Annotated in this window: 10 protein-coding genes and 3 rRNA genes; 4 read left to right on the top strand and 9 right to left on the bottom strand. The window is 67.4% G+C overall.

Annotated elements, in window-relative coordinates:
• Positions 1-111: 111 nt before the first annotated feature.
• The 5 genes from OG904_RS26890 to OG904_RS26870 form a co-directional block, all read right to left on the bottom strand.
• Positions 112-2,607: a sugar phosphate nucleotidyltransferase gene (locus tag OG904_RS26890; RefSeq protein ID WP_405495205.1), complete on the bottom strand. Its 2,496-nt coding sequence runs from the start codon at positions 2,605-2,607 to the stop codon at positions 112-114.
• 100 nt (positions 2,608-2,707) lie between these two features.
• Entirely contained in the window at positions 2,708-3,298 is a 591-nt protein-coding gene (locus tag OG904_RS26885; RefSeq protein ID WP_405495203.1) for a CDP-alcohol phosphatidyltransferase family protein, read from the bottom strand.
• 147 nt (positions 3,299-3,445) lie between these two features.
• Positions 3,446-3,563: ribosomal RNA gene (gene rrf, locus OG904_RS26880) — 5S ribosomal RNA — on the bottom strand.
• 73 nt (positions 3,564-3,636) lie between these two features.
• A 23S ribosomal RNA gene (locus OG904_RS26875) occupies positions 3,637-6,759 on the bottom strand.
• 285 nt (positions 6,760-7,044) lie between these two features.
• Positions 7,045-8,569: ribosomal RNA gene (locus tag OG904_RS26870) — 16S ribosomal RNA — on the bottom strand.
• Together the 16S, 23S and 5S rRNA genes form the textbook arrangement of a ribosomal RNA operon.
• A 753-nt stretch (positions 8,570-9,322) precedes the next feature.
• On the opposite strand from OG904_RS26870, the gene OG904_RS26865 reads away from it, so the two are divergent.
• A complete protein-coding gene (locus OG904_RS26865; RefSeq protein WP_405495201.1) occupies positions 9,323-9,772 on the top strand; it encodes a PTS glucose transporter subunit IIA in 450 nt (149 codons plus the stop codon).
• A gap of 74 nt (positions 9,773-9,846) precedes the next feature.
• Positions 9,847-11,517, top strand: a complete 1,671-nt coding sequence (ptsP, locus tag OG904_RS26860; protein WP_405495199.1) for a phosphoenolpyruvate--protein phosphotransferase — start codon at positions 9,847-9,849, stop codon at positions 11,515-11,517.
• A 96-nt stretch (positions 11,518-11,613) separates the two neighbouring features.
• Here ptsP and OG904_RS26855 read toward each other — a convergent pair whose 3' ends face one another.
• Complete coding sequence (locus tag OG904_RS26855) at positions 11,614-12,531, bottom strand: hypothetical protein (RefSeq protein ID WP_405495197.1); 918 nt, start codon at positions 12,529-12,531, stop codon at positions 11,614-11,616.
• A 69-nt stretch (positions 12,532-12,600) separates the two neighbouring features.
• Positions 12,601-14,580 carry an acetoacetate--CoA ligase gene (locus OG904_RS26850; protein ID WP_405495195.1) on the bottom strand — a complete coding sequence of 660 codons (1,980 nt, stop codon included), beginning with the start codon at positions 14,578-14,580 and terminating at the stop codon, positions 12,601-12,603.
• 257 nt (positions 14,581-14,837) lie between these two features.
• Between OG904_RS26850 and OG904_RS26845 the strand changes: the two genes are divergently transcribed.
• A complete protein-coding gene (locus OG904_RS26845) occupies positions 14,838-17,333 on the top strand; it encodes a glycoside hydrolase family 31 protein (protein ID WP_405495193.1) in 2,496 nt (831 codons plus the stop codon).
• Between the two features lie 117 nt (positions 17,334-17,450).
• Here OG904_RS26845 and OG904_RS26840 read toward each other — a convergent pair whose 3' ends face one another.
• Both OG904_RS26840 and OG904_RS26835 read right to left on the bottom strand, forming a co-directional pair.
• The gene (locus tag OG904_RS26840; protein WP_405495191.1) at positions 17,451-19,172 is read right to left on the bottom strand and encodes a M1 family aminopeptidase; all 1,722 of its coding nucleotides are present in this window, start codon (positions 19,170-19,172) and stop codon (positions 17,451-17,453) included.
• A gap of 188 nt (positions 19,173-19,360) precedes the next feature.
• A complete protein-coding gene (locus OG904_RS26835) occupies positions 19,361-19,870 on the bottom strand; it encodes an NUDIX domain-containing protein (protein WP_405495189.1) in 510 nt (169 codons plus the stop codon).
• A 29-nt stretch (positions 19,871-19,899) separates the two neighbouring features.
• Between OG904_RS26835 and OG904_RS26830 the strand changes: the two genes are divergently transcribed.
• Positions 19,900-20,595 carry a M15 family metallopeptidase gene (locus tag OG904_RS26830; RefSeq protein WP_405495187.1) on the top strand — a complete coding sequence of 232 codons (696 nt, stop codon included), beginning with the start codon at positions 19,900-19,902 and terminating at the stop codon, positions 20,593-20,595.
• The last annotated feature ends 12 nt before the right edge of the window (positions 20,596-20,607 follow it).

Here is a 20,607-nt window from a genome sequence, read left to right as displayed (position 1 = left end):
CTCACACCGAATGCGAAAGTCCGGCGGACCCGGCGGGACCTTCGCCCCACCCGCCCCGCCGGACTTACGTCCCTACGCCGCTACGTCACTGCGTCGCTGCGTACCGGCCGCTCAGTGACCGGCGCCGTCCACCACCGCTGCCCAGTCGTCCAGTAGCGCCTGCGCGGACGCATCGTCGGGGCCTTCGGCCCACAGGTGCGTGACCGCTTCGGCCGGGTCCGGGAGCACCAGCGCCCACCGCCCGTCGGTCTCCACGACCCGCACTCCGTCGGTGGTGTCCACCTGCCGCTCCCCGGCCGCCTCCACGACCCGCCGCATGACGAGCCCCTTCACCGCCCACGGGGTCGGCACGTCCCGCTTGAGCACGTGCGCCCGCGGAATCCGGGCGTCGATCTGGCTCAGCGTGAGCTGCGTCCGCGCCACCAGCCCGATCAGCTGCACGAAGGCGGCCGAACCGTCGAAGACGCTGCTGAACTCCGGGACGATGAAACCGCCCCGGCCGTCGCCGCCGAAGATGGTGTTCTCCGCGCGGCCCACCCTGGTCAGGTCGTCGGGCGAGGTCGTCGTCCACTCCACCTGCGTGCCGTGGTACGCCGCCACCTGCTCGGCGATCCGGGTCGTGGTCACCGGCAGCGCCACCTTGCCGCTGCGCTTCTCGGCGGCCACCAGATCGAGCATCACCAGCAGCGCCCGGTCGTCCTCGATGATCCGCCCGCGCTCGTCGACGAGGGAGATCCGCTCGCCCACCGGGTCGAAGCGCACCCCGAAGGCGGCCCGCGACGAGGCCACGATCTCCCCGAGCCGCACCAGTCCGGCCCGCCGGGATTCGGCCGTTTCCGTCGGCCGGGACTCGTCGAGCCCCGGATTGACGGTCAGGGCGTCCACCCCGAGCCGGCCCAGCAGGCTCGGCAGCACGAGCCCGGCACTGCCGTTGGAGGCGTCCACGACCACCTTGAGCCCGGAGTCCGCGACCCCGGTGGTGTCCACCCGCCGCAGCAGCGAGCCGGTGTAGGCGTCGAAGACGCTGCCCGGGAACTGCAGGTCGCCGATCTCGCCGGGGAACGCCCGCCGGTACTCCTGGCGCGCGTAGACCCGGTCCAGCTTGCGCTGCTGCTGGAGGGAGAGGTCCGCTCCCCGCTCGTCGAGGAACATGATGTCGACCGAGTCCGGCACTCCCGGCGAGGTCCGCAGCACGATCCCGCCCGCGGTACCGCGGGCGGTCTGCTGCCGCGCCACGGGCAGCGGTACGTTCTCCAGGTCCCGGACGTTGATGGCGCTGGCCTGCAGCGCCGAGATCACGGCCCGCTTGAGCGCCCTCGCGCCCCTGGAGTGGTCACGGGCCGTGGTGACCGTGGCCCCCTTCTTCAGGGTCGTCGCATAGGCCCCGGCGAGCCGGACCACCAGCTCGGGGGTGATCTCCACGTTCAGGATCCCGCTGACCCCGCGGGCGCCGAACAGATGTGCCTGCCCCCGGGACTCCCAGATCACCGACGTGTTGACGAAGGCACCGGCCTCGATCGTCTTGAAGGGGTAGACGCGCACGTTCCCCTGGATGATCGATTCCTCGCCGACGAGGCACTCGTCGCCGATGACGGCCCCGTCCTCGATCCGGGCGGCCCGCATGATGTCGGTGTTCTTGCCGATGACGCAGCCGCGGAGATTGCTGTGCGGCCCGATGTACACGTTGTCGTGCACGACGGCCCTGTGCAGGAACGCGCCGCTCTTGACCACGACGTTCGACCCGATCACGGTGTGCTCACGGATCTCCACGCCGGCCTCGACCTTGGCGTAGTCCCCGATGTACAGCGGCCCGCGCAGCACCGCGTCCGGGCTCACCTCGGCCCCTTCGGCGATCCACACCCCGGGCGAGATCTCGAAGCCGTCCATGTCGACCTGGACCTTGCCCTCGAGGACGTCGGCCTGGGCCTTGACGTAGCTCTCGTGGGTGCCGACGTCCTCCCAGTAGCCCTCGGCGACGTAGCCGTAGATGGGCCGCCCTTCCTTCATCAGCTGGGGGAAGACGTCACCGGACCAGTCCACCGAGACGTCCGGGTCGACGTAGTCGAAGATCTCCGGCTCCATGACGTAGATGCCGGTGTTGATGGTGTCCGAGAACACCTGTCCCCAGGTGGGCTTCTCCAGGAAGCGCTCCACCTGGCCTTCCTCGTCCACGATGGTGATGCCGAACTCCAGCGGGTTCGGCACCCGGGTCAGGCACACCGTGACGAGCCCGCCCTTCTCCTTGTGGAAACGGATGAGGTCGGTGAGATCGAAGTCGGTGAGCGCGTCGCCGGAGATGACGAGGAAGGTGTCGTCCTTCAAAGCCTCCTCGGCGTTCTTCACGCTGCCGGCAGTCCCGAGTGGCTTCTCCTCGTTGGCATAGGTGAGCTCCATTCCGAGCTCCTCGCCGTCACCGAAATAGTTCCTGACGAGCGAGGCGAGGAACTGTACGGTGACCACGGTCTCGCTGAGCCCGTGCCGCTTGAGCAGCCGGAGCACGTGCTCCATGATCGGCCGGTTGGCCACCGGCAGGAGCGGCTTCGGCATGCTTGAGGTCATGGGGCGAAGCCGAGTGCCTTCGCCACCAGCCATCACGACGGCCTTCATGTCGGAAGAGTCCTCCTTGAGAGACGGCGTAAACGCCGACCTCACCCGTCCCCGACGGTGACTGCACAACTCCTCCGCGTCAGTCAGGCGCCGAGCGAGCTCAATCGGCCGTGGCGTCCGCCTTCACCAGCCGGCGGACTTGAACCACGTATAGGACTCCTGCCCACCAATAGAGGGTTGTACCCCATCCGGCGAACGCCCATCCGAAAACTGACCCCGTCCAGGCCAACCAGCCCGACCAGGTACTCACCAGAAGGAACGGGAAGGCGTACATCAGGTTGAAGGTCGCGGCCTTGCCGAGGAAGTTGACCTGCGGCGGCGGATAGCCGTGCCGGCGCAGGATCCAGACCATGACCAGCAGCATCAGCTCACGCGCGAGCAGCGCCCCCGTGAGCCAGAGCGGCAGAATCCCGCGGTACGTGAGACCGAACAGCGTGGACAGGATGTAGAGCCGGTCTGCGGCCGGATCCAGCAGCCGTCCGAGGCTGCTGATCTGATTCCAGCGCCGCGCCAGCTTCCCGTCGAGGTAGTCACTGACCCCACTGAGCATGAGGACGGCAAGAGCCCAGCCGTCGTGCTCGGCCAGGATCAGCCACAGGAACAGGGGTACGCCGGCCAGGCGCGCCATGCTCAGGATGTTCGGAATGGTGAAAATTCGGTCAGTCTGAACCCGAGTCTCCTGGACCTCCACCCGGGGGCCTCCACTGTGACTGTAGAAATGGTTGAACGATGCCCCCTGACCCTACAGGAGCCGGTACGCCGACCCACCTGCCGGTAAACGCAGAAAAGCCCCGCACCGAACCCATAAGGGCTGGTGCGGGGCTTCCCCACAATAATTGTTCGGCGGCGTCCTACTCTCCCACAGGGTCCCCCCTGCAGTACCATCGGCGCTGAAAGGCTTAGCTTCCGGGTTCGGAATGTAAACCGGGCGTTTCCCTAACGCTATGACCACCGAAACACTATGAAGTTAACCAACCGGATATGACACAGTTCGTTACTTCAGAACTAACACAGTGGACGCGAGCAACTGAGGACAAGCCCTCGGCCTATTAGTACCAGTCAGCTCCACCCGTTACCGGGCTTCCACATCTGGCCTATCAACCCAGTCGTCTACTGGGAGCCTTACCCTCTCAAGGAGGTGGGAATACTCATCTTGAAGCAGGCTTCCCGCTTAGATGCTTTCAGCGGTTATCCCTCCCGAACGTAGCCAACCAGCCATGCCCTTGGCAGGACAACTGGCACACCAGAGGTTCGTCCGTCCCGGTCCTCTCGTACTAGGGACAGCCCTTCTCAATATTCCTACGCGCACAGCGGATAGGGACCGAACTGTCTCACGACGTTCTAAACCCAGCTCGCGTACCGCTTTAATGGGCGAACAGCCCAACCCTTGGGACCGACTCCAGCCCCAGGATGCGACGAGCCGACATCGAGGTGCCAAACCATCCCGTCGATATGGACTCTTGGGGAAGATCAGCCTGTTATCCCCGGGGTACCTTTTATCCGTTGAGCGACGGCGCTTCCACAAGCCACCGCCGGATCACTAGTCCCGACTTTCGTCCCTGCTCGACCCGTCGGTCTCACAGTCAAGCTCCCTTGTGCACTTACACTCAACACCTGATTGCCAACCAGGCTGAGGGAACCTTTGGGCGCCTCCGTTACTTTTTGGGAGGCAACCGCCCCAGTTAAACTACCCATCAGACACTGTCCCTGATCCGGATCACGGACCGAGGTTAGACATCCAGCACGACCAGAGTGGTATTTCAACGACGACTCCACCCCAACTGGCGTTGGGGTTTCAAAGTCTCCCACCTATCCTACACAAGCCGAACCGAACACCAATATCAAACTATAGTAAAGGTCCCGGGGTCTTTCCGTCCTGCTGCGCGAAACGAGCATCTTTACTCGTAGTGCAATTTCACCGGGCCTATGGTTGAGACAGTCGAGAAGTCGTTACGCCATTCGTGCAGGTCGGAACTTACCCGACAAGGAATTTCGCTACCTTAGGATGGTTATAGTTACCACCGCCGTTTACTGGCGCTTAAGTTCTCAGCTTCGCCACACCGAAATGTGACTAACCGGTCCCCTTAACGTTCCAGCACCGGGCAGGCGTCAGTCCGTATACATCGCCTTACGGCTTCGCACGGACCTGTGTTTTTAGTAAACAGTCGCTTCTCGCTGGTCTCTGCGGCCACCCCCAGCTCGCGGAGTAAATCCGATCACCAGTGATGGCCCCCTTCTCCCGAAGTTACGGGGGCATTTTGCCGAGTTCCTTAACCATAGTTCACCCGAACGCCTCGGTATTCTCTACCTGACCACCTGAGTCGGTTTAGGGTACGGGCCGCCATGAAACTCGCTAGAGGCTTTTCTCGACAGCATAGGATCATCCACTTCACCACAATCGGCTCGGCATCAGGTCTCAGCCTTATATGAGGGACGGATTTGCCTACCCCTCGGCCTACACCCTTACCCCGGGACTACCACCGCCCGGGCTGGACTACCTTCCTGCGTCACCCCATCGCTTACCTACTACAAGTCTGGTCCGCCGGCTCCACCACTTTCCTTTCCCCGAAGGGTCCGGAACGGCTTCACGGGCTTAGCATCGCCTGATTCGATATTGGGCGTTTCAAAGCGGGTACCGGAATATCAACCGGTTGTCCATCGACTACGCCTGTCGGCCTCGCCTTAGGTCCCGACTTACCCTGGGCAGATCAGCTTGACCCAGGAACCCTTAGTCAATCGGCGCACACGTTTCTCACGTGTGTATCGCTACTCATGCCTGCATTCTCACTCGTGAACCGTCCACAACTAGCTTCCGCTGCTGCTTCACCCGGCACACGACGCTCCCCTACCCATCACAGCGGGCGTTGGCCCTATAGCTGCAATGACACGACTTCGGCGGTACGCTTGAGCCCCGCTACATTGTCGGCGCGGAATCACTTGACCAGTGAGCTATTACGCACTCTTTCAAGGGTGGCTGCTTCTAAGCCAACCTCCTGGTTGTCTCTGCGACTCCACATCCTTTCCCACTTAGCGTACGCTTAGGGGCCTTAGTCGATGCTCTGGGCTGTTTCCCTCTCGACCATGGAGCTTATCCCCCACAGTCTCACTGCCACGCTCTCACTTACCGGCATTCGGAGTTTGGCTAAGGTCAGTAACCCGGTAGGGCCCATCGCCTATCCAGTGCTCTACCTCCGGCAAGAAACACGTGACGCTGCACCTAAATGCATTTCGGGGAGAACCAGCTATCACGGAGTTTGATTGGCCTTTCACCCCTAACCACAGGTCATCCCCCAGGTTTTCAACCCTGGTGGGTTCGGTCCTCCACGAAGTCTTACCTCCGCTTCAACCTGCCCATGGCTAGATCACTCCGCTTCGGGTCTAGAGCGTGCAACTCAATCGCCCTATTCGGACTCGCTTTCGCTACGGCTTCCCCACACGGGTTAACCTCGCTACACACCGCTAACTCGCAGGCTCATTCTTCAAAAGGCACGCAGTCACGACGCATTGAGTAAACTCAATGCGCGACGCTCCCACGGCTTGTAGGCACACGGTTTCAGGTACTATTTCACTCCGCTCCCGCGGTACTTTTCACCATTCCCTCACGGTACTATCCGCTATCGGTCACCAGGGAATATTTAGGCTTAGCGGGTGGTCCCGCCAGATTCACACGGGATTTCTCGGGCCCCGTGCTACTTGGGAGATTCTTAAGCAAGCCGCTGATGTTTCGTCTACGGGGGTCTTACCCTCTACGCCGGACCTTTCGCATGTCCTTCGACTACATCAACGGTTTCTGACTCGCCGACCGGCCGGCAGACCGATCAAAAGAATTCCCACAACCCCGCATGCGCAACCCCTGCCGGGTATCACACGCATACGGTTTGGCCTCATCCGGTTTCGCTCGCCACTACTCCCGGAATCACGGTTGTTTTCTCTTCCTGCGGGTACTGAGATGTTTCACTTCCCCGCGTTCCCTCCACACTGCCTATGTGTTCAGCAGTGGGTGACAGCCCATGACGACTGCCGGGTTTCCCCATTCGGACACCCCCGGATCAAAGCTCAGTTGGCAGCTCCCCGGGGCCTATCGCGGCCTCTCACGTCCTTCATCGGTTCCTGGTGCCAAGGCATCCACCGTGCGCCCTTAAAAACTTGGCCTACAGATGCTCGCGTCCACTGTGTAGTTCTCAAGCAACGACCAGCCACCCATCACCCCCATCCGAAGATGAAGTTCACTGGGGCCGGCATCGCAGAAGGCATGACCTCACGGCCGTACCCTCAGATACCCAACAACGTGCCAAGCACGATCCCCCATCAGTGAGTCACTTTCCACGCCGAAGCAGTACTCGTGATCCATCAAGGAAACCGTGCCAACTAATCAACGTTCCACCCATGAGCTGACCGTGCAGAACATTTGTCTGCAATCGGTACTGTGCTCCTTAGAAAGGAGGTGATCCAGCCGCACCTTCCGGTACGGCTACCTTGTTACGACTTCGTCCCAATCGCCAGTCCCACCTTCGACAGCTCCCTCCCTTACGGGTTGGGCCACCGGCTTCGGGTGTTACCGACTTTCGTGACGTGACGGGCGGTGTGTACAAGGCCCGGGAACGTATTCACCGCAGCAATGCTGATCTGCGATTACTAGCAACTCCGACTTCATGGGGTCGAGTTGCAGACCCCAATCCGAACTGAGACCGGCTTTTTGAGATTCGCTCCACCTCACGGTATCGCAGCTCATTGTACCGGCCATTGTAGCACGTGTGCAGCCCAAGACATAAGGGGCATGATGACTTGACGTCGTCCCCACCTTCCTCCGAGTTGACCCCGGCGGTCTCCTGTGAGTCCCCATCACCCCGAAGGGCATGCTGGCAACACAGGACAAGGGTTGCGCTCGTTGCGGGACTTAACCCAACATCTCACGACACGAGCTGACGACAGCCATGCACCACCTGTATACCGACCACAAGGGGGGCACTATCTCTAATGCTTTCCGGTATATGTCAAGCCTTGGTAAGGTTCTTCGCGTTGCGTCGAATTAAGCCACATGCTCCGCTGCTTGTGCGGGCCCCCGTCAATTCCTTTGAGTTTTAGCCTTGCGGCCGTACTCCCCAGGCGGGGAACTTAATGCGTTAGCTGCGGCACCGACGACGTGGAATGTCGCCAACACCTAGTTCCCAACGTTTACGGCGTGGACTACCAGGGTATCTAATCCTGTTCGCTCCCCACGCTTTCGCTCCTCAGCGTCAGTAATGGCCCAGAGATCCGCCTTCGCCACCGGTGTTCCTCCTGATATCTGCGCATTTCACCGCTACACCAGGAATTCCGATCTCCCCTACCACACTCTAGCTAGCCCGTATCGAATGCAGACCCGAGGTTAAGCCTCGGGCTTTCACATCCGACGTGACAAGCCGCCTACGAGCTCTTTACGCCCAATAATTCCGGACAACGCTTGCGCCCTACGTATTACCGCGGCTGCTGGCACGTAGTTAGCCGGCGCTTCTTCTGCAGGTACCGTCACTTTCGCTTCTTCCCTGCTGAAAGAGGTTTACAACCCGAAGGCCGTCATCCCTCACGCGGCGTCGCTGCATCAGGCTTTCGCCCATTGTGCAATATTCCCCACTGCTGCCTCCCGTAGGAGTCTGGGCCGTGTCTCAGTCCCAGTGTGGCCGGTCGCCCTCTCAGGCCGGCTACCCGTCGTCGCCTTGGTGGGCCATTACCCCACCAACAAGCTGATAGGCCGCGGGCTCATCCTTCACCGCCGGAGCTTTTAACCCCCGCCCATGCAGGCAGGAGTGTTATCCGGTATTAGACCCCGTTTCCAGGGCTTGTCCCAGAGTGAAGGGCAGATTGCCCACGTGTTACTCACCCGTTCGCCACTAATCCACCCCGAAGGGCTTCATCGTTCGACTTGCATGTGTTAAGCACGCCGCCAGCGTTCGTCCTGAGCCAGGATCAAACTCTCCATGAATGTTTACCCGGCTGTGCTTAATTAAAAGCTGCCCGGTTGCACACGCACTTAGAGCGGGACAGTCATGTCGGAATAAGACCGACCGTCCACTGCGTCCTCGCTGTGTAATTGCCTGCAAGCATCACAGCCGAAGCCGCGACCTCACAGGTCTTTTTCAAAGGAACCTCATCCACCGAAATGGACGGGGTATCAACTTTTGGCGTTGATTTTTGGCACGCTGTTGAGTTCTCAAGGAACGGACGCTTCCTTTGTACTCACCCTCGCGGGTTTTCCTCCGGGCGCTTCCTTCGTTCTTGCGTTTCCGACTCTATCAGAGTCAGTCTCGCTTGTTTTCCGCCTTCCGGTTCTTCGCTATTCGCGTTTTCCCTTTCCGGCGAGTCCGACTCTATCAGTCCTTTTCCGTCTCCCTGACCACTCACCGCTTTGCCGAATGGGCATGCGAAAAGGAGTCGAGTATCAAGATCAGTAAAGAAGAGGAGGATGCCCGTCCATCAGCAGTTCGCGAGATGTTCACACGAAGCTTCTTGGCGGGAGTCACGACAGTACAGGCCTACCGGGGCCCAAGCAAATCGATTCAGGCGTATGGTCTAGTCCACCGGTCTAGTCCACTAGTCTCCGTGCCGAAGGACCAGTCCGGATCGGGACCAACACCGGGCGAACCCGAACATCTAGTGACTTATCCTTCTGAAGAGTACGCCGTTCGCGACAGGTAGTGACGGCGACACGAAGAAGCCCCACCCCTGGGAGGCCCCCATGACCAACGTGACGTCCCCACTCGCCGGGCGCGCCATCGGACTCGCGGCAGTGCCCGATCCGGTGTTCTCCGGCGCGATGGTGGGACCGGGCACCGCTATTGACCCTGTGCGTGAGCCCTCGGAGGCGGTGTCCCCCGTAGATGGTGTGATCGTCTCCCTGCACCCGCACGCGTACGTAGTAGTGGACAGTGAGGGCCACGGCGTCCTCACCCACCTCGGCATCGACACCGTCCAGCTCAATGGCGAGGGCTTCGAGCTGCTCGTCAACAAGGGTGACACCGTGATCCGCGGCCAGTCCGTCATTCGCTGGAACCCCGCCGCGGTCGAGGCCGCGGGCAAGTCCCCCGTCTGCCCCGTCGTGGCGTTGGAAGCGACTGCCGACTCCCTCAGCAATGTCGTCGAGACCGGAGACAAGAAGGTCGGAGACGTTCTCTTCGGCTGGCACTGACACCTCCGCCTGCTCGGGCGAACTGGACATCCAACGCGGCGGACGCATCCGCCGCTCAATCGGAGACGGGTGAAATGGAGACAACGCTGCGAGGCGTCGGCGTGAGCCACGGTGTGGCGATCGGCGAGGTTCGGCACATGGGTACGGCGGTTCTCGAGCCGCCGGCGAAGCAGATCACCGCGGACGAGGCGGAGCGTGAACAGGGGCGCGCCCGTCAGGCCGTGGAAGCTGTGTCGGCCGATCTGATCGCCCGGGGCCAGCTGGCCGGTGGCGAGGCTCAGCACGTGCTCGAGGCCCAGGCGATGATCGCCACGGACCCCGAGCTGATGGCTGACGTCGACCGGCGGATCGCCGTCGGGAGCACCGCCGAGCGCGGTGTGTACGACGCGTTCGCCGCCTACCGCGACCTGCTCGCCGGTGCGGGTGAGTACATGGCCGGCCGCGTGGCCGACCTGGACGACGTGCGCAACCGCATCGTCGCGCGCCTGCTCGGCGTGCCGATGCCGGGCGTCCCGGACAGCGACGAGCCGTACGTGCTGATCGCGCGGGACCTGGCTCCCGCCGACACCGCTCTGCTCGACCCGGCTCTGGTCCTCGGCTTCGTGACCGAGGAAGGCGGCCCGACCAGCCACAGCGCGATCCTCGCGCGGGCGCTGGGCGTGCCGGCCATCGTCGCGCTGCCGGGTGCCGGTGAGATCGCCGAGGGTACGGTCATCGCCGTCGACGGCAGCACCGGTGACCTTTTCGTGGAGCCGACCGCCGAGAAGCGGGCCGAGCTGCAGGCCGCGGCCGCCGAGCGCAAGGCCGCGCTCTCCGCGTCGTCCGGTCCGGGCGCCACGTCCGACGGGCACAAGGTGCCGCTGCTGGCCAACATCGGTGGTCCGGCGGACGTGCCGGCGGCCGTCGATGCCGGGGCCGAGGGTGTGGGCCTGTTCCGCACCGAGTTCCTCTTCCTGGACGACAGCAAGCACGCGCCGTCCGAGGAGAAGCAGATCGAGTCGTACCGCAAGGTCCTCGAAGCCTTCCCCGAGGGGCGTGTCGTCGTGCGCGTCCTGGACGCCGGCGCCGACAAGCCGCTGGACTTCCTGACCCCGGCCGACGAGCCGAACCCGGCTCTGGGTGTGCGTGGTCTGCGCTCGCTGCTCGACCACCCGGACGTGCTGCGCACGCAGCTCACCGCGCTGGCCAAGGCCGCCGAGGGGCTGCCGGTCTACCTCGAGGTCATGGCCCCGATGGTGGCCGACCGGACCGACGCCAAGGCGTTCGCGGACGCGTGCCGCGAGGCCGGTCTGCAGGCGAAGTTCGGCGCGATGGTGGAGATCCCCTCCGCCGCGCTGCGGGCGCGCTCGATCCTGCAGGAGGTCGAGTTCCTCTCGCTGGGCACCAACGACCTGGCGCAGTACGCCTTCGCCGCCGACCGTCAGGTCGGCGCCGTATCGCGGCTGCAGGACCCGTGGCAGCCCGCGCTGCTCGACCTGATCGCCATGTCGGCCGAGGCCGCCAAGGCCGAGGGCAAGAGCTGTGGTGTCTGTGGCGAAGCCGCCTCCGACCCGCTGCTGGCCTGTGTGCTGACGGGTCTGGGTGTCACCTCCCTTTCGATGGGTGCCGCTTCGATTCCCTACGTGCGGGCGACGCTCGCCAAGTACACCCTCGCGCAGTGCGAGCGTGCGGCTGCCGCCGCGCGTGCCGCGGACAGCGCCGACGAGGCGCGCGTGGCCGCGCAGGCGGTGCTGTCCGGCGAGTAGCCGGACGGTGTGTTTCCGAGTCGAGGGGCCTTCGCCGGTGGCGAGGGCCCCTCGGCCGTTCCCGGACGCGGGTCCCGGGGCCTCCACCCGTTCGGGTCAGTGGTGGGGGCCCGGTTCGTCCACCTCGTACCCCGGGCAGTACTCGACGCCCGGTTCGGGGGCCACGGGTTCCCCGGTGTCGGCGTCCGTGCAGTAGGCGTTGAAGACGGCCGCCGCCGAGAGGGGTACCAGGCGGCCGCGGTCCAGGCGCCAGCCGTGGACGCGGTCCCGGTGTCCCTCGGTGGTACTGCGCAGGACCAGTCCCCCGGGTCCGCCGAGGGCCAGGCCGGCGGCGAGGACGGTCACGAAGTCCAGGCCGTCGCGGCCGTCCACCCGCGGCGGGCCCTCCGCTCCGGCGTCGGCGTGGAGCACGGCCACGAGCTGTTCGTCCTCGGCGGGGACGCTGCACACCAGGTGGTGGTGGCCCGGTCCGGCCCGGGCCACCAGGTGCTCGAGCACGTCGGCGGCGCGCTCGAAGGAGGCGGTCCCGATGTCCTGCCCGCAGTCGGCGCAGCCGCCCACCCCGGCCAGCAGCGAGGTCGCGTACTCCCGGGTGGCCTGCCGGACCGCTGCGTCGACGAGGAGCGGGAGCAGCTCGTCGACGGGCTGGCCGGCGTACGGGAGGACGCCGCTGGTGCCGGCCAGTTCCGCGGTGAATCGGGTGCGGGCACCTGGGGTGTCCGGATCCAGGCCCCGGTCCGCGCAGTACTCGGCGTACTCCCGCGGGTCGAAGAGGGCGACGGTGGTGTGGATGCCCCGGGCGGCGAGGGAGCGCAGCAGGCGCTCGACGTGGTCCAGGTAGTCGCGGTGGTCGTCGAAGGCGAAGCTGCGGTACCGGCGCATGGCCGCGAAGTCCCCGGCGTCGGCGAGGATGCCGAGGGTGCCGGGGACTTCGCGGCGCAGTGTGCGGTGCCTGCGGGTGCGGGCCGGGCGGCCCGTGGTGGTGCCGGTCCCGGTGTCGTGCGTGCGTGGCATGGTTCCCCCTGAGTGGCGTCATCACTTGCTCACTCAGAGTAATCATGACCACTGACAGTGGCCCCGGGGTCAGCGGCGGGTGCGGGCGAGCTCCTCGTAGAAGCGCAGGAGGTCGAGGTTGTCGACCGAACCGGGGTTGACCGCCTTCTCCATGGGGGCGCCCTGCAGGAGGCGCTTGACCGGGACCTCGATGCGCTTGCCGGTGAGGGTGTGCGGGACGCCCGGGACCTCGATGATCTCGTCGGGGACGTGGCGGGGGGAGAGCTCCTCGCGGATCGTCGCCTTGATCCGGGAGCGGAGGGCCTCGTCGAGGACGGCGCCGGGGGCGAGGTGGACGAAGAGCGGCATCCAGTACCCGCCGTTCGGCTCCTCCAGGCCGATGACCAGCGATTCCTTGATCTCAGGGAGCCGCTCGACGGCCTCGTAGATGTCTGCGGAACCCATCCGGACGCCCTGGCGGTTCAGGGTGGAGTCGGAGCGGCCGTGGATGATGACGGAGCCGTGGTCGGTGATCGTGATCCAGTCGCCGTGGCGCCAGACTCCGGGGAACATCTCGAAGTAGCTGTCGCGGTAGCGGCTGCCGTCGGGGTCGTTCCAGAACCGGATCGGCATGGACGGCATGGGGTTGGTGACGACGAGCTCGCCGACCTCGCCGGTGACGGGCTTGCCCGCGGCGTCCCAGGCCTGGAGGTCGGTGCCCAGGCAGGCGGCCTGGAGTTCGCCGATGTGGACCGGGAGGGTGGGGACGGCGCCGGCGAAGCAGCTGCAGACGTCGGTGCCGCCGCTGACGGAGGCGATCCACAGGTCCTCGGCCACCTCGTCGTGCAGCCAGCGGAACCCGTCGGGCGGCAGCGGGGACCCGGTGGTGGCCACGCACTTGACGGTGGAGAGGTCGAAGTCGCGGGAGGGATGGACCTCCGCCTTGCGGCAGGCCATCACGTAGGCGGCGGAGGTCCCGTAGAGAGTGGCCCCGGTGCGCTCCGCGATGCGCCACTGGGCACCCGTGTCGGGGAATCCCGGGCTGCCGTCGTAGAGCACGACGGTGGTTCCCGTGAGCAGGCCCGAGACGAGGAAGTTCCACATCATCCAGCCGGTGGAGGTGTACCAGAAGAACCGGTCCTCGGGGCCGAGGTCGCAGTGCAGGCCGAGCTGCTTGAGGTGTTCGAGGAGGATGCCGCCCTGCGACTGGACGATGGCCTTGGGCAGGCCGGTGGTGCCGGAGGAGTAGAGGACCCACAGCGGGTGGTCGAAGGGGACCGGCTCGAAGACCGGCTCGGCCTCGCCCGAGGTGAGGGCGGACCATTCCAGGGCGCCCTCCGGGGCCGGCGTACCGAGGAGCGGGATGTGGACGACGGCGCGCAGGGAGGGGAGCTCGGCGCGCAGTTCGGCGACGGTGTCCCGGCGGTCGTGCTCCTTGCCGCCGTAGCGGTAGCCGTCGACGGTGAAGAGGACCACCGGTTCGACCTGCTGGAAGCGGTCCAGGACGCTGCGGGCGCCGAAGTCGGGGGCGCAGGAGGTCCAGACGGCGCCGACGGCGGCCGTGGCGAGGAGCGCGGTGACGGCCTCGGGGATGTTGGGGAGGTAGCCGCTGACCCGGTCGCCGGGGCGTACGCCCAGCGCGCGCAGTTCGGCGGCGAGGGCGCCGACCTGGCGGCGGAGCTCGGCCCAGGTGACGGGGGTGGGCTCGTGGGTCTCGTCCACGTGGAGCAGCGCGGCGTCGGTGGCGCGCGCCGGGTCCTCGGCGGCGCGCAGGGCGTGTTCGGCGTAGTTGAGGGTGGCGCCGGGGAACCAGTGCGCGCCGGGCATGTGCCGGTCCGCGAGGACGGCCTCGTACGGGGTGGTGAAGCGTACGTCGAACCACTCGGCGACGGCCTGCCAGAAGGTGTCCAGCTCGTCGACCGACCAGCTGTGCAGGGCCGGGTAGCCGCCGTCGGCCGGGGCGCCGTGGTGTTCGGCCGCCCAGGCCTGGAAGGCGGTGATCCGGGCCGCGGCGATCCGGTCGGGGCCGGGCGACCAGAGGGGCTCGGACGGTGTGGCTGCTGCGGTCATCGGTCGGCTCCCGGTCACGTCTGCGGCTCGCGCTTCGTGGGCGTGTGGTGTTGTCGTCTGGGCGACGTGTGGCTGTCGTGTGGTGTCCGTACGGTGCCATCGCGCGCGGGGTGTGCGCACGGCGGCTCACAGGGACGATGCCATGTGATCGACATCCGCACCAGAGCCGTCATCGGTGGTCGGCTGTGATCCTTTTGAGAGTGAACGGCAGTTGAACGGCGCCTTCTGGGCCGGGTCGCGGTGGCAGGGTGGGCGCCATGGACGGTCGTGAGCTGATGCGTGCGGTGAAGGAGCTCGGCGGCGAGCGGGGGCGGCGGGCCTGGCGCTCGGCCTGGCGCAACCGGCGCGTGGACGCGGCGGGGCTCGCGCCCCGGGGCGCGGAGCGGGCGCGCGTGCCGGGGCTGCTGACCGGTACGGAGCCGCGGCCGGGCGGTGGCGTGCTCCGGTTCACCCGTTCGGAGCTGCTGGTACGGGTCGCCGTGGGCGGGGCGGTGTTCTGGGGCTGGGACGGGGCCGGGCCGACACCCTCGTACGCGGTGGCGGGCGACGGTCCGGAGCCGGATCCGCGCGCCGTACTGGAACCGGACACCGGGGGCGGCTGGCGGGTGGTGTCCGAACGCGTGACGGTGGCGGTGTCCCGGCACGGTGCGGTGGAGGTGCGTACGCCCGGCGGCACGGTGCTGCGGCGGGAGCTGCCGCCGCGCTGGTGGGAGCCGGTACGCGCTGCGGGCAGCGCGGGCGGTGTGGGCGGTGCAGGTGGTCCGGATGGTGCAGGTGGTCCGGACGGGACGGGCGGTCCGGACAGGGCGGGCGGTCCGGACGGGACGGGCGGTCCGGACGGGGCGGGAGGTGGGGAGGACGCGACCGGATCGGCCGGTGCGGGGCGGGCCCGGTGGCTGCTGCGCAGCGAGGTGCCCGCGGACGCACGGGTGTTCGGGCTGGGCGGGCGGGCGGCGGGGCCGCGGCTGCGGGACGGGAGCTACCGGCTCTGGAACACCGATCCCAAGGGCGGGTTCGGGCGGGTCGAGGACCCCTTGTACATCACCATGCCGGTGCAGCTGGTGGTCGCGGACGCGGGTACGCACCTGGTGTTCCACGACAACTCCTGGGACGGGCAGGTGGTGTTGCGGGAGGGCGAGGAGGGCGCGGGCTCGGGGGCCGACCGGCCGGGCTCCTGCGAACTGCGCATGGAGGGCGGCCCCTTGCGGTGCTGGGTGCTGGTGGGCCCGCCGGGGCGGGTGCTGCAGGGCTGGTCCGGGCTGACGGGAGCGGCGGCCGTACCGCCGGAGTGGGCGCTCGGCTACCAGCACGCGCGGTGGGGGTTCGGGAGCGCGGCGGAGGTGCGCCGGATCGTGGCGGGTTACACCGGGCGCGGGCTGCCGCTGTCGGCCCTCCATCTGGACATCGACCACTACGACGCCCACCGGGTCTTCACCGTGGACCGCGAGCGGTTCCCCGATCTGCCGGGCCTGGCCCGGGAGTTGTCGGAAACCGGGGTCCGGCTGGTCTCGATCGTCGACCCCGCGGTGAAGGCCGGCGACCCCGTGCACACCGCGGGCCTGGCGGTCGGCGCGCACGGGGCCTTCGTACGGGACGCGGCGGGGCGCGAGGTGCGGGGCGAGGTGTGGCCGGGCGAGTGCGCCTACCCGGACTTCACCGATCCGGCGGTGCGGGAGTGGTGGGGCGGCCTGTACGCGGAGCGGCTCGCGCAGGGCTTCGCCGGGGTCTGGCACGACATGAACGAGCCGGTCTCCTTCGCCCCGTTCGGCGACCGGACGCTCCCCCGGTCGGCGCGCCACGCGCTGGAGGGGGCCGGCGGGGACCACCGGGAGGGGCACAACGTGTACGCGCTCGCGATGGCCCGGGCGGGCTGGGAGGGGCTCGTGCGGCTGCGCCCGGCCGAGCGGCCGTTCCTCTTCTCCCGGTCGGGGTGGGCGGGGATGCAGCGGTACGGGGGCACGTGGTCCGGGGACGTGGAGAGCACCTGGGACGGCCTGCGGGCCTCGCTGGCGCTGGTACTGGGCCTCGGGCTGTGCGGGGTGCCGTACTCGGGGCCGGACATCGGGGGCTTCTGGGGGTCGCCTTCCCCGGAGTTGTACCTGCGGTGGCTGCAACTGGGCTCGTACCTGCCGCTGTTCCGCACCCATGCGGCGATCTGGGCCGGGCGGCGGGAGCCGTGGGAGTTCGGGGCCGGGACCGAGGAGGCGGCCCGGGCCGTGCTGGCGGAGCGGGAGCGGCTGCGCCCGTACTTCGTGACGCTGGCCCATCTGGCGCGGCGGACCGGTGCCCCGTACGTGCGCCCGGTGTGGTGGGGGTCTCCGGAGGACCGGGCGCTGCGGGACTGCGAGGACGCGTTCCTGCTGGGCGACGCGCTGCTGGTGGCTCCGGTGCTGGAGTGCGGGTCGGACCGGCGGGCGGTACGGCTGCCGCGCGGCCGCTGGTACGACACGGCGACGGGCGCGGCGCACGAGGGGCCGGGCCAGGTCCTGCTGGATGCCCCGCTGGGCCGGATCCCGGTGCTGGCGCGGGCCGGCTCGCTGCTGCCGGTGCGGGCGGCCGACGGTTCGGTGGCCCTGGAGGCGTGGGCTCCGGCGCGGGGCCGCGCGGGCGGCGGGGTGGTGATCCGCGATCCGGGGCCGGGGTTCGAGCCGGGTGAGGTGGAGCGGTACACGGTGCGGTGGACCGGCGGGGCGGTGGTGGTGGAGGACGAGGCCGGGGAGCCCGTGGAGGGGGTGGTGGTGCGCGGGCTCTAGCGGAGGGATTCCAGCGGGGGTTCCAGCTGGGGCTCCGGCTGGGGCTCCGGCGGCGGGGCCGACGCGCGGAACCCCCGCCGGAAGCCCGTGAGCTCCGGCGGGGGTTCCGGTCCGGTGTCAGCCGTCGATGCGGTGCGTGGTCCAGAACGAGGTCAGGTCCGTGGTCGTGGCGGCCTGGGCGGCCGCCTTGAACTCGGCCGTGGTCGAGACTCCGTACCAGTGCGCGGTGGCGTAGTCCTTCAGGAGCTTGGCCATGGCGGTGTCGCCGAGTACGCGCCGCAGGTCGTGCAGGGCGCACTTGCCGTAGCCGTAGACGACAGTGGAGTACCGGGACGAGTGGGTGTCCCAGTAGGCCATGGAGTTGGTGATCTTCTCGGCCGAGGAGGCCCAGGAGACGCTGTTCCAGCAGCTCGCGCCGGTCTTGTTCTGGGCCAGGTCGGTGGCGTAGTCGGTGAACGACTCGTCCAGCCAGGGGCTGGTGTACTCGTCGTCGCCGACGATGCCGTACCACCACTGGTGGGCGATCTCGTGGGTGAGGGCGGTGGTGCTGACCAGGTCGAGGACGAACCCGGGGTACTCCATGCCGCCGAACCAGTAGTTGTTGTCGATCACCGCGTCCAGCTCGCCGTACGGGTAGGCCCCGAACCGGGCGGAGTGGGCGTCCACGGCGGACTTCGCGGTGGTGAGCATCGACTGGGAGTCGGACGCGCTGATGCCCGAGACGGAGTAGATGTTGACGGGGGTTCCTGCGGCCGAGGTGCCGGAGATCTTGCTGAACGGGCCCGCTGCCCACGCGAAGTCGCGGACCTTGGTGGCGGTGGCCGTGGTGACCGTGCGGCCACTGGTTCCCGGGGTGTCGACCGAGGCGCCCGTGGCGGGTACCAGCAGGGAAGTGGGGTGGTCCAGGGTCACGTTGAAGTCGGAGGCCAGCGAGTAGAACGACTCGCCGTTGTTCGTGTACGGATCAAGGTGCCAGCCCGCTCCGTCCCGGACCGCGAGCACCGGCAGGTCGATCTTGAGTGCCGTGCAGTTGACGGACAGGGCGCCCGCCGTGCCGCCGGTGACGTTGCTGACCACGATGGGCATCGCGGCGCAGGTCCCGTGGTAGTTGTCCCACAGGCGCAGGTACACCTCGCTGAGCGGACTGGCGGAGGCGTTGGTGAAGCTCGCGCTCTCGTGGCCGCTCCAGACGGTGCCGGCCGCGTTACTGCTGAGGTTGACGGTGTACGCGGGGGCGGCCGGGGTGCGCGTGGAGTCCGCGGGCGGGGTGGTGCCGCCGGAGGTGTCGAGGGCTACGTCGTCGACGACGAAGCTCGTCTGCAGGCTGGAGTCCTCGGTGCCGGTGAAGGCGAGGGTGACCGTCTGGCCGGCGAACGCGGAGACGTCGAAGGTCTTCTGCGCGTAACCGGTGTTCTTGTCGAGGTTGGAGTAGGTCGCCAGCGTCGTGGTGCCTATCTTCGCCGTCAGCTTGTCGTACTTGGTCGAGGTGGTGGTCTCGGCGGTGCCGATGTGCAGCCAGAAGCTGAGGCTGGCACTGCTGCAGCCGGAGGGGATCGTGACGCTCTGGGTGAGGGTGTCGGTGTGCGTGCTGCCCACGCCGTTCAGCCAGCCGAAGTAGGTGCCGCCGTGGGCGCTCTGGCCGGCCCGGTTGGTGATCACGCTGGTCTGGGACTGGCTCCAGGGTGAAGTACCGCTCTCGAAGCCGCCGTTGGCGACCACCTGGGCGGGGGTGCAAGCGGTGGGAGCCGCTGCCGCCGAGGTGACGGGTAGGGCGGCGGCGACCAGCGCGGCGATGGCGAAAGCACTTGCGACGAGTGCCTTGTGGGGGGTGGATCTCACACGAAACTCCTTTGAGGCGGCCGGGATTGCGGCCTGCTCGGTGACTGCCCGGCCGGCCTGGGTACGCCGAAGGGCAGCCGCGGGGGTGACGGCTGCCGGGAAGCCTGGCAGATTTGACCGGAGCATGCCATCAGAGGCAGGTAAAGGGTTCGTTCTCCGAACAGCGCGGTCCTATAACTGGTGCCCGCTCAGGCGTACTTCCCTGCGAACCAGGCCCCGGCCACCTTCGTGTGCAGCGGGAAGGCCAGCCGCTCCGGACCGCGCAGGACGTGCCAGCCCGTGGTCTCGTCCGTCGGGGCCGACACCGGAAGGGAATCGGCCGGGCGGACGGGGAGCAGGCCGAAGAGCAAGAGGTGGCCGGCCGGGGAGGTGTGCGCGTCCGCGAGGACCACCTCGGCGGCCGGGACGTGGATGCCGGTCTCCTCGCGCAGTTCGCGGACGACCGACTCGCGCCAGTCCTCGCCGAAGTCCATGAAGCCGCCGGGCAGGGCGACGCCGCCGAGCGCGGGCTCGATGGTGCGGGTGATGACCACCAGCCCGGTGCCGAGCCCGTCCTCGACGGGGAGGAGGGCGACCGCCACCGGGAGGGGGTTGCGGTAGGCGACCGCGCCGCACGAGGAACACGTACGGGGCCAGTCGGTCGAATCGAACAGCGCTCCGCAGGAGGAGCAGTGCGAGTCCTTCAGGTGGGCCGGCATGCGGTGATGGTAAGCCAAGGGGCATGCGGATGACCGTCGTTGCGGGATGGACCGGGGTGCTGGGAGCAATGGGAGTGCTGGGGGCGCCTGCCACTGGCGCCCCGGCGCCGGGCTTCGCCGCGCTCGCGGAGGTCGATCCGGGCATCGGGCAGGAGATGCGGTACGCCACCGCGCACAACTTCACCGGCGCGGTCGTGGACGGCTACGAGGAGCCCGTCTGCCTGCTCGCCCGGCCCGCCGCCCGGGCCTTGCACAGGGCGCAGCGGGAGGCGCTGCGGCGCGGGTACTCGCTCCTGGTGTACGACTGCTACCGGCCGCAGCGGGCCGTGGACCGGTTCGTCCGCTGGGCCCGGGACGGGGCGGACCAGCGGACGAAGGCGGAGTTCTATCCGCAGGTCGCGAAGGACCGGCTGATCCCGGAGGGGTACATCGCCGAGAAGTCCGGGCACAGCCGCGGCAGCACCGTCGACGTGACCCTGACGGACCTCGACCGGGAGCCCCTCGACATGGGGACCCCCTTCGACCACTTCGATCCGCTCGCGCACACCGCCAGCCCCCGGGTGACGGGAGCGGCCCGTGAGCACCGGGAGCTCCTGGGGCGGCTCCTCGGCGGGCAGGGGTTCGTGAACCTGCCCGAGGAGTGGTGGCATTTCACGTACCGGCCGGAGGCGTTCCCGGACACCTACTTCGATTTTCCCGTCTCTGTCGCCTCCGTTCACCGCTGAGTACCGTGCCCG

The organism is Streptomyces sp. NBC_00096 (genome assembly GCF_045041305.1).
Taxonomy (GTDB): Bacteria; Actinomycetota; Actinomycetes; order Streptomycetales; family Streptomycetaceae; genus Streptomyces.
Note: the sequence above shows the minus strand (reverse complement) of the source record. Positions and strands in the feature narration are given on the sequence as shown.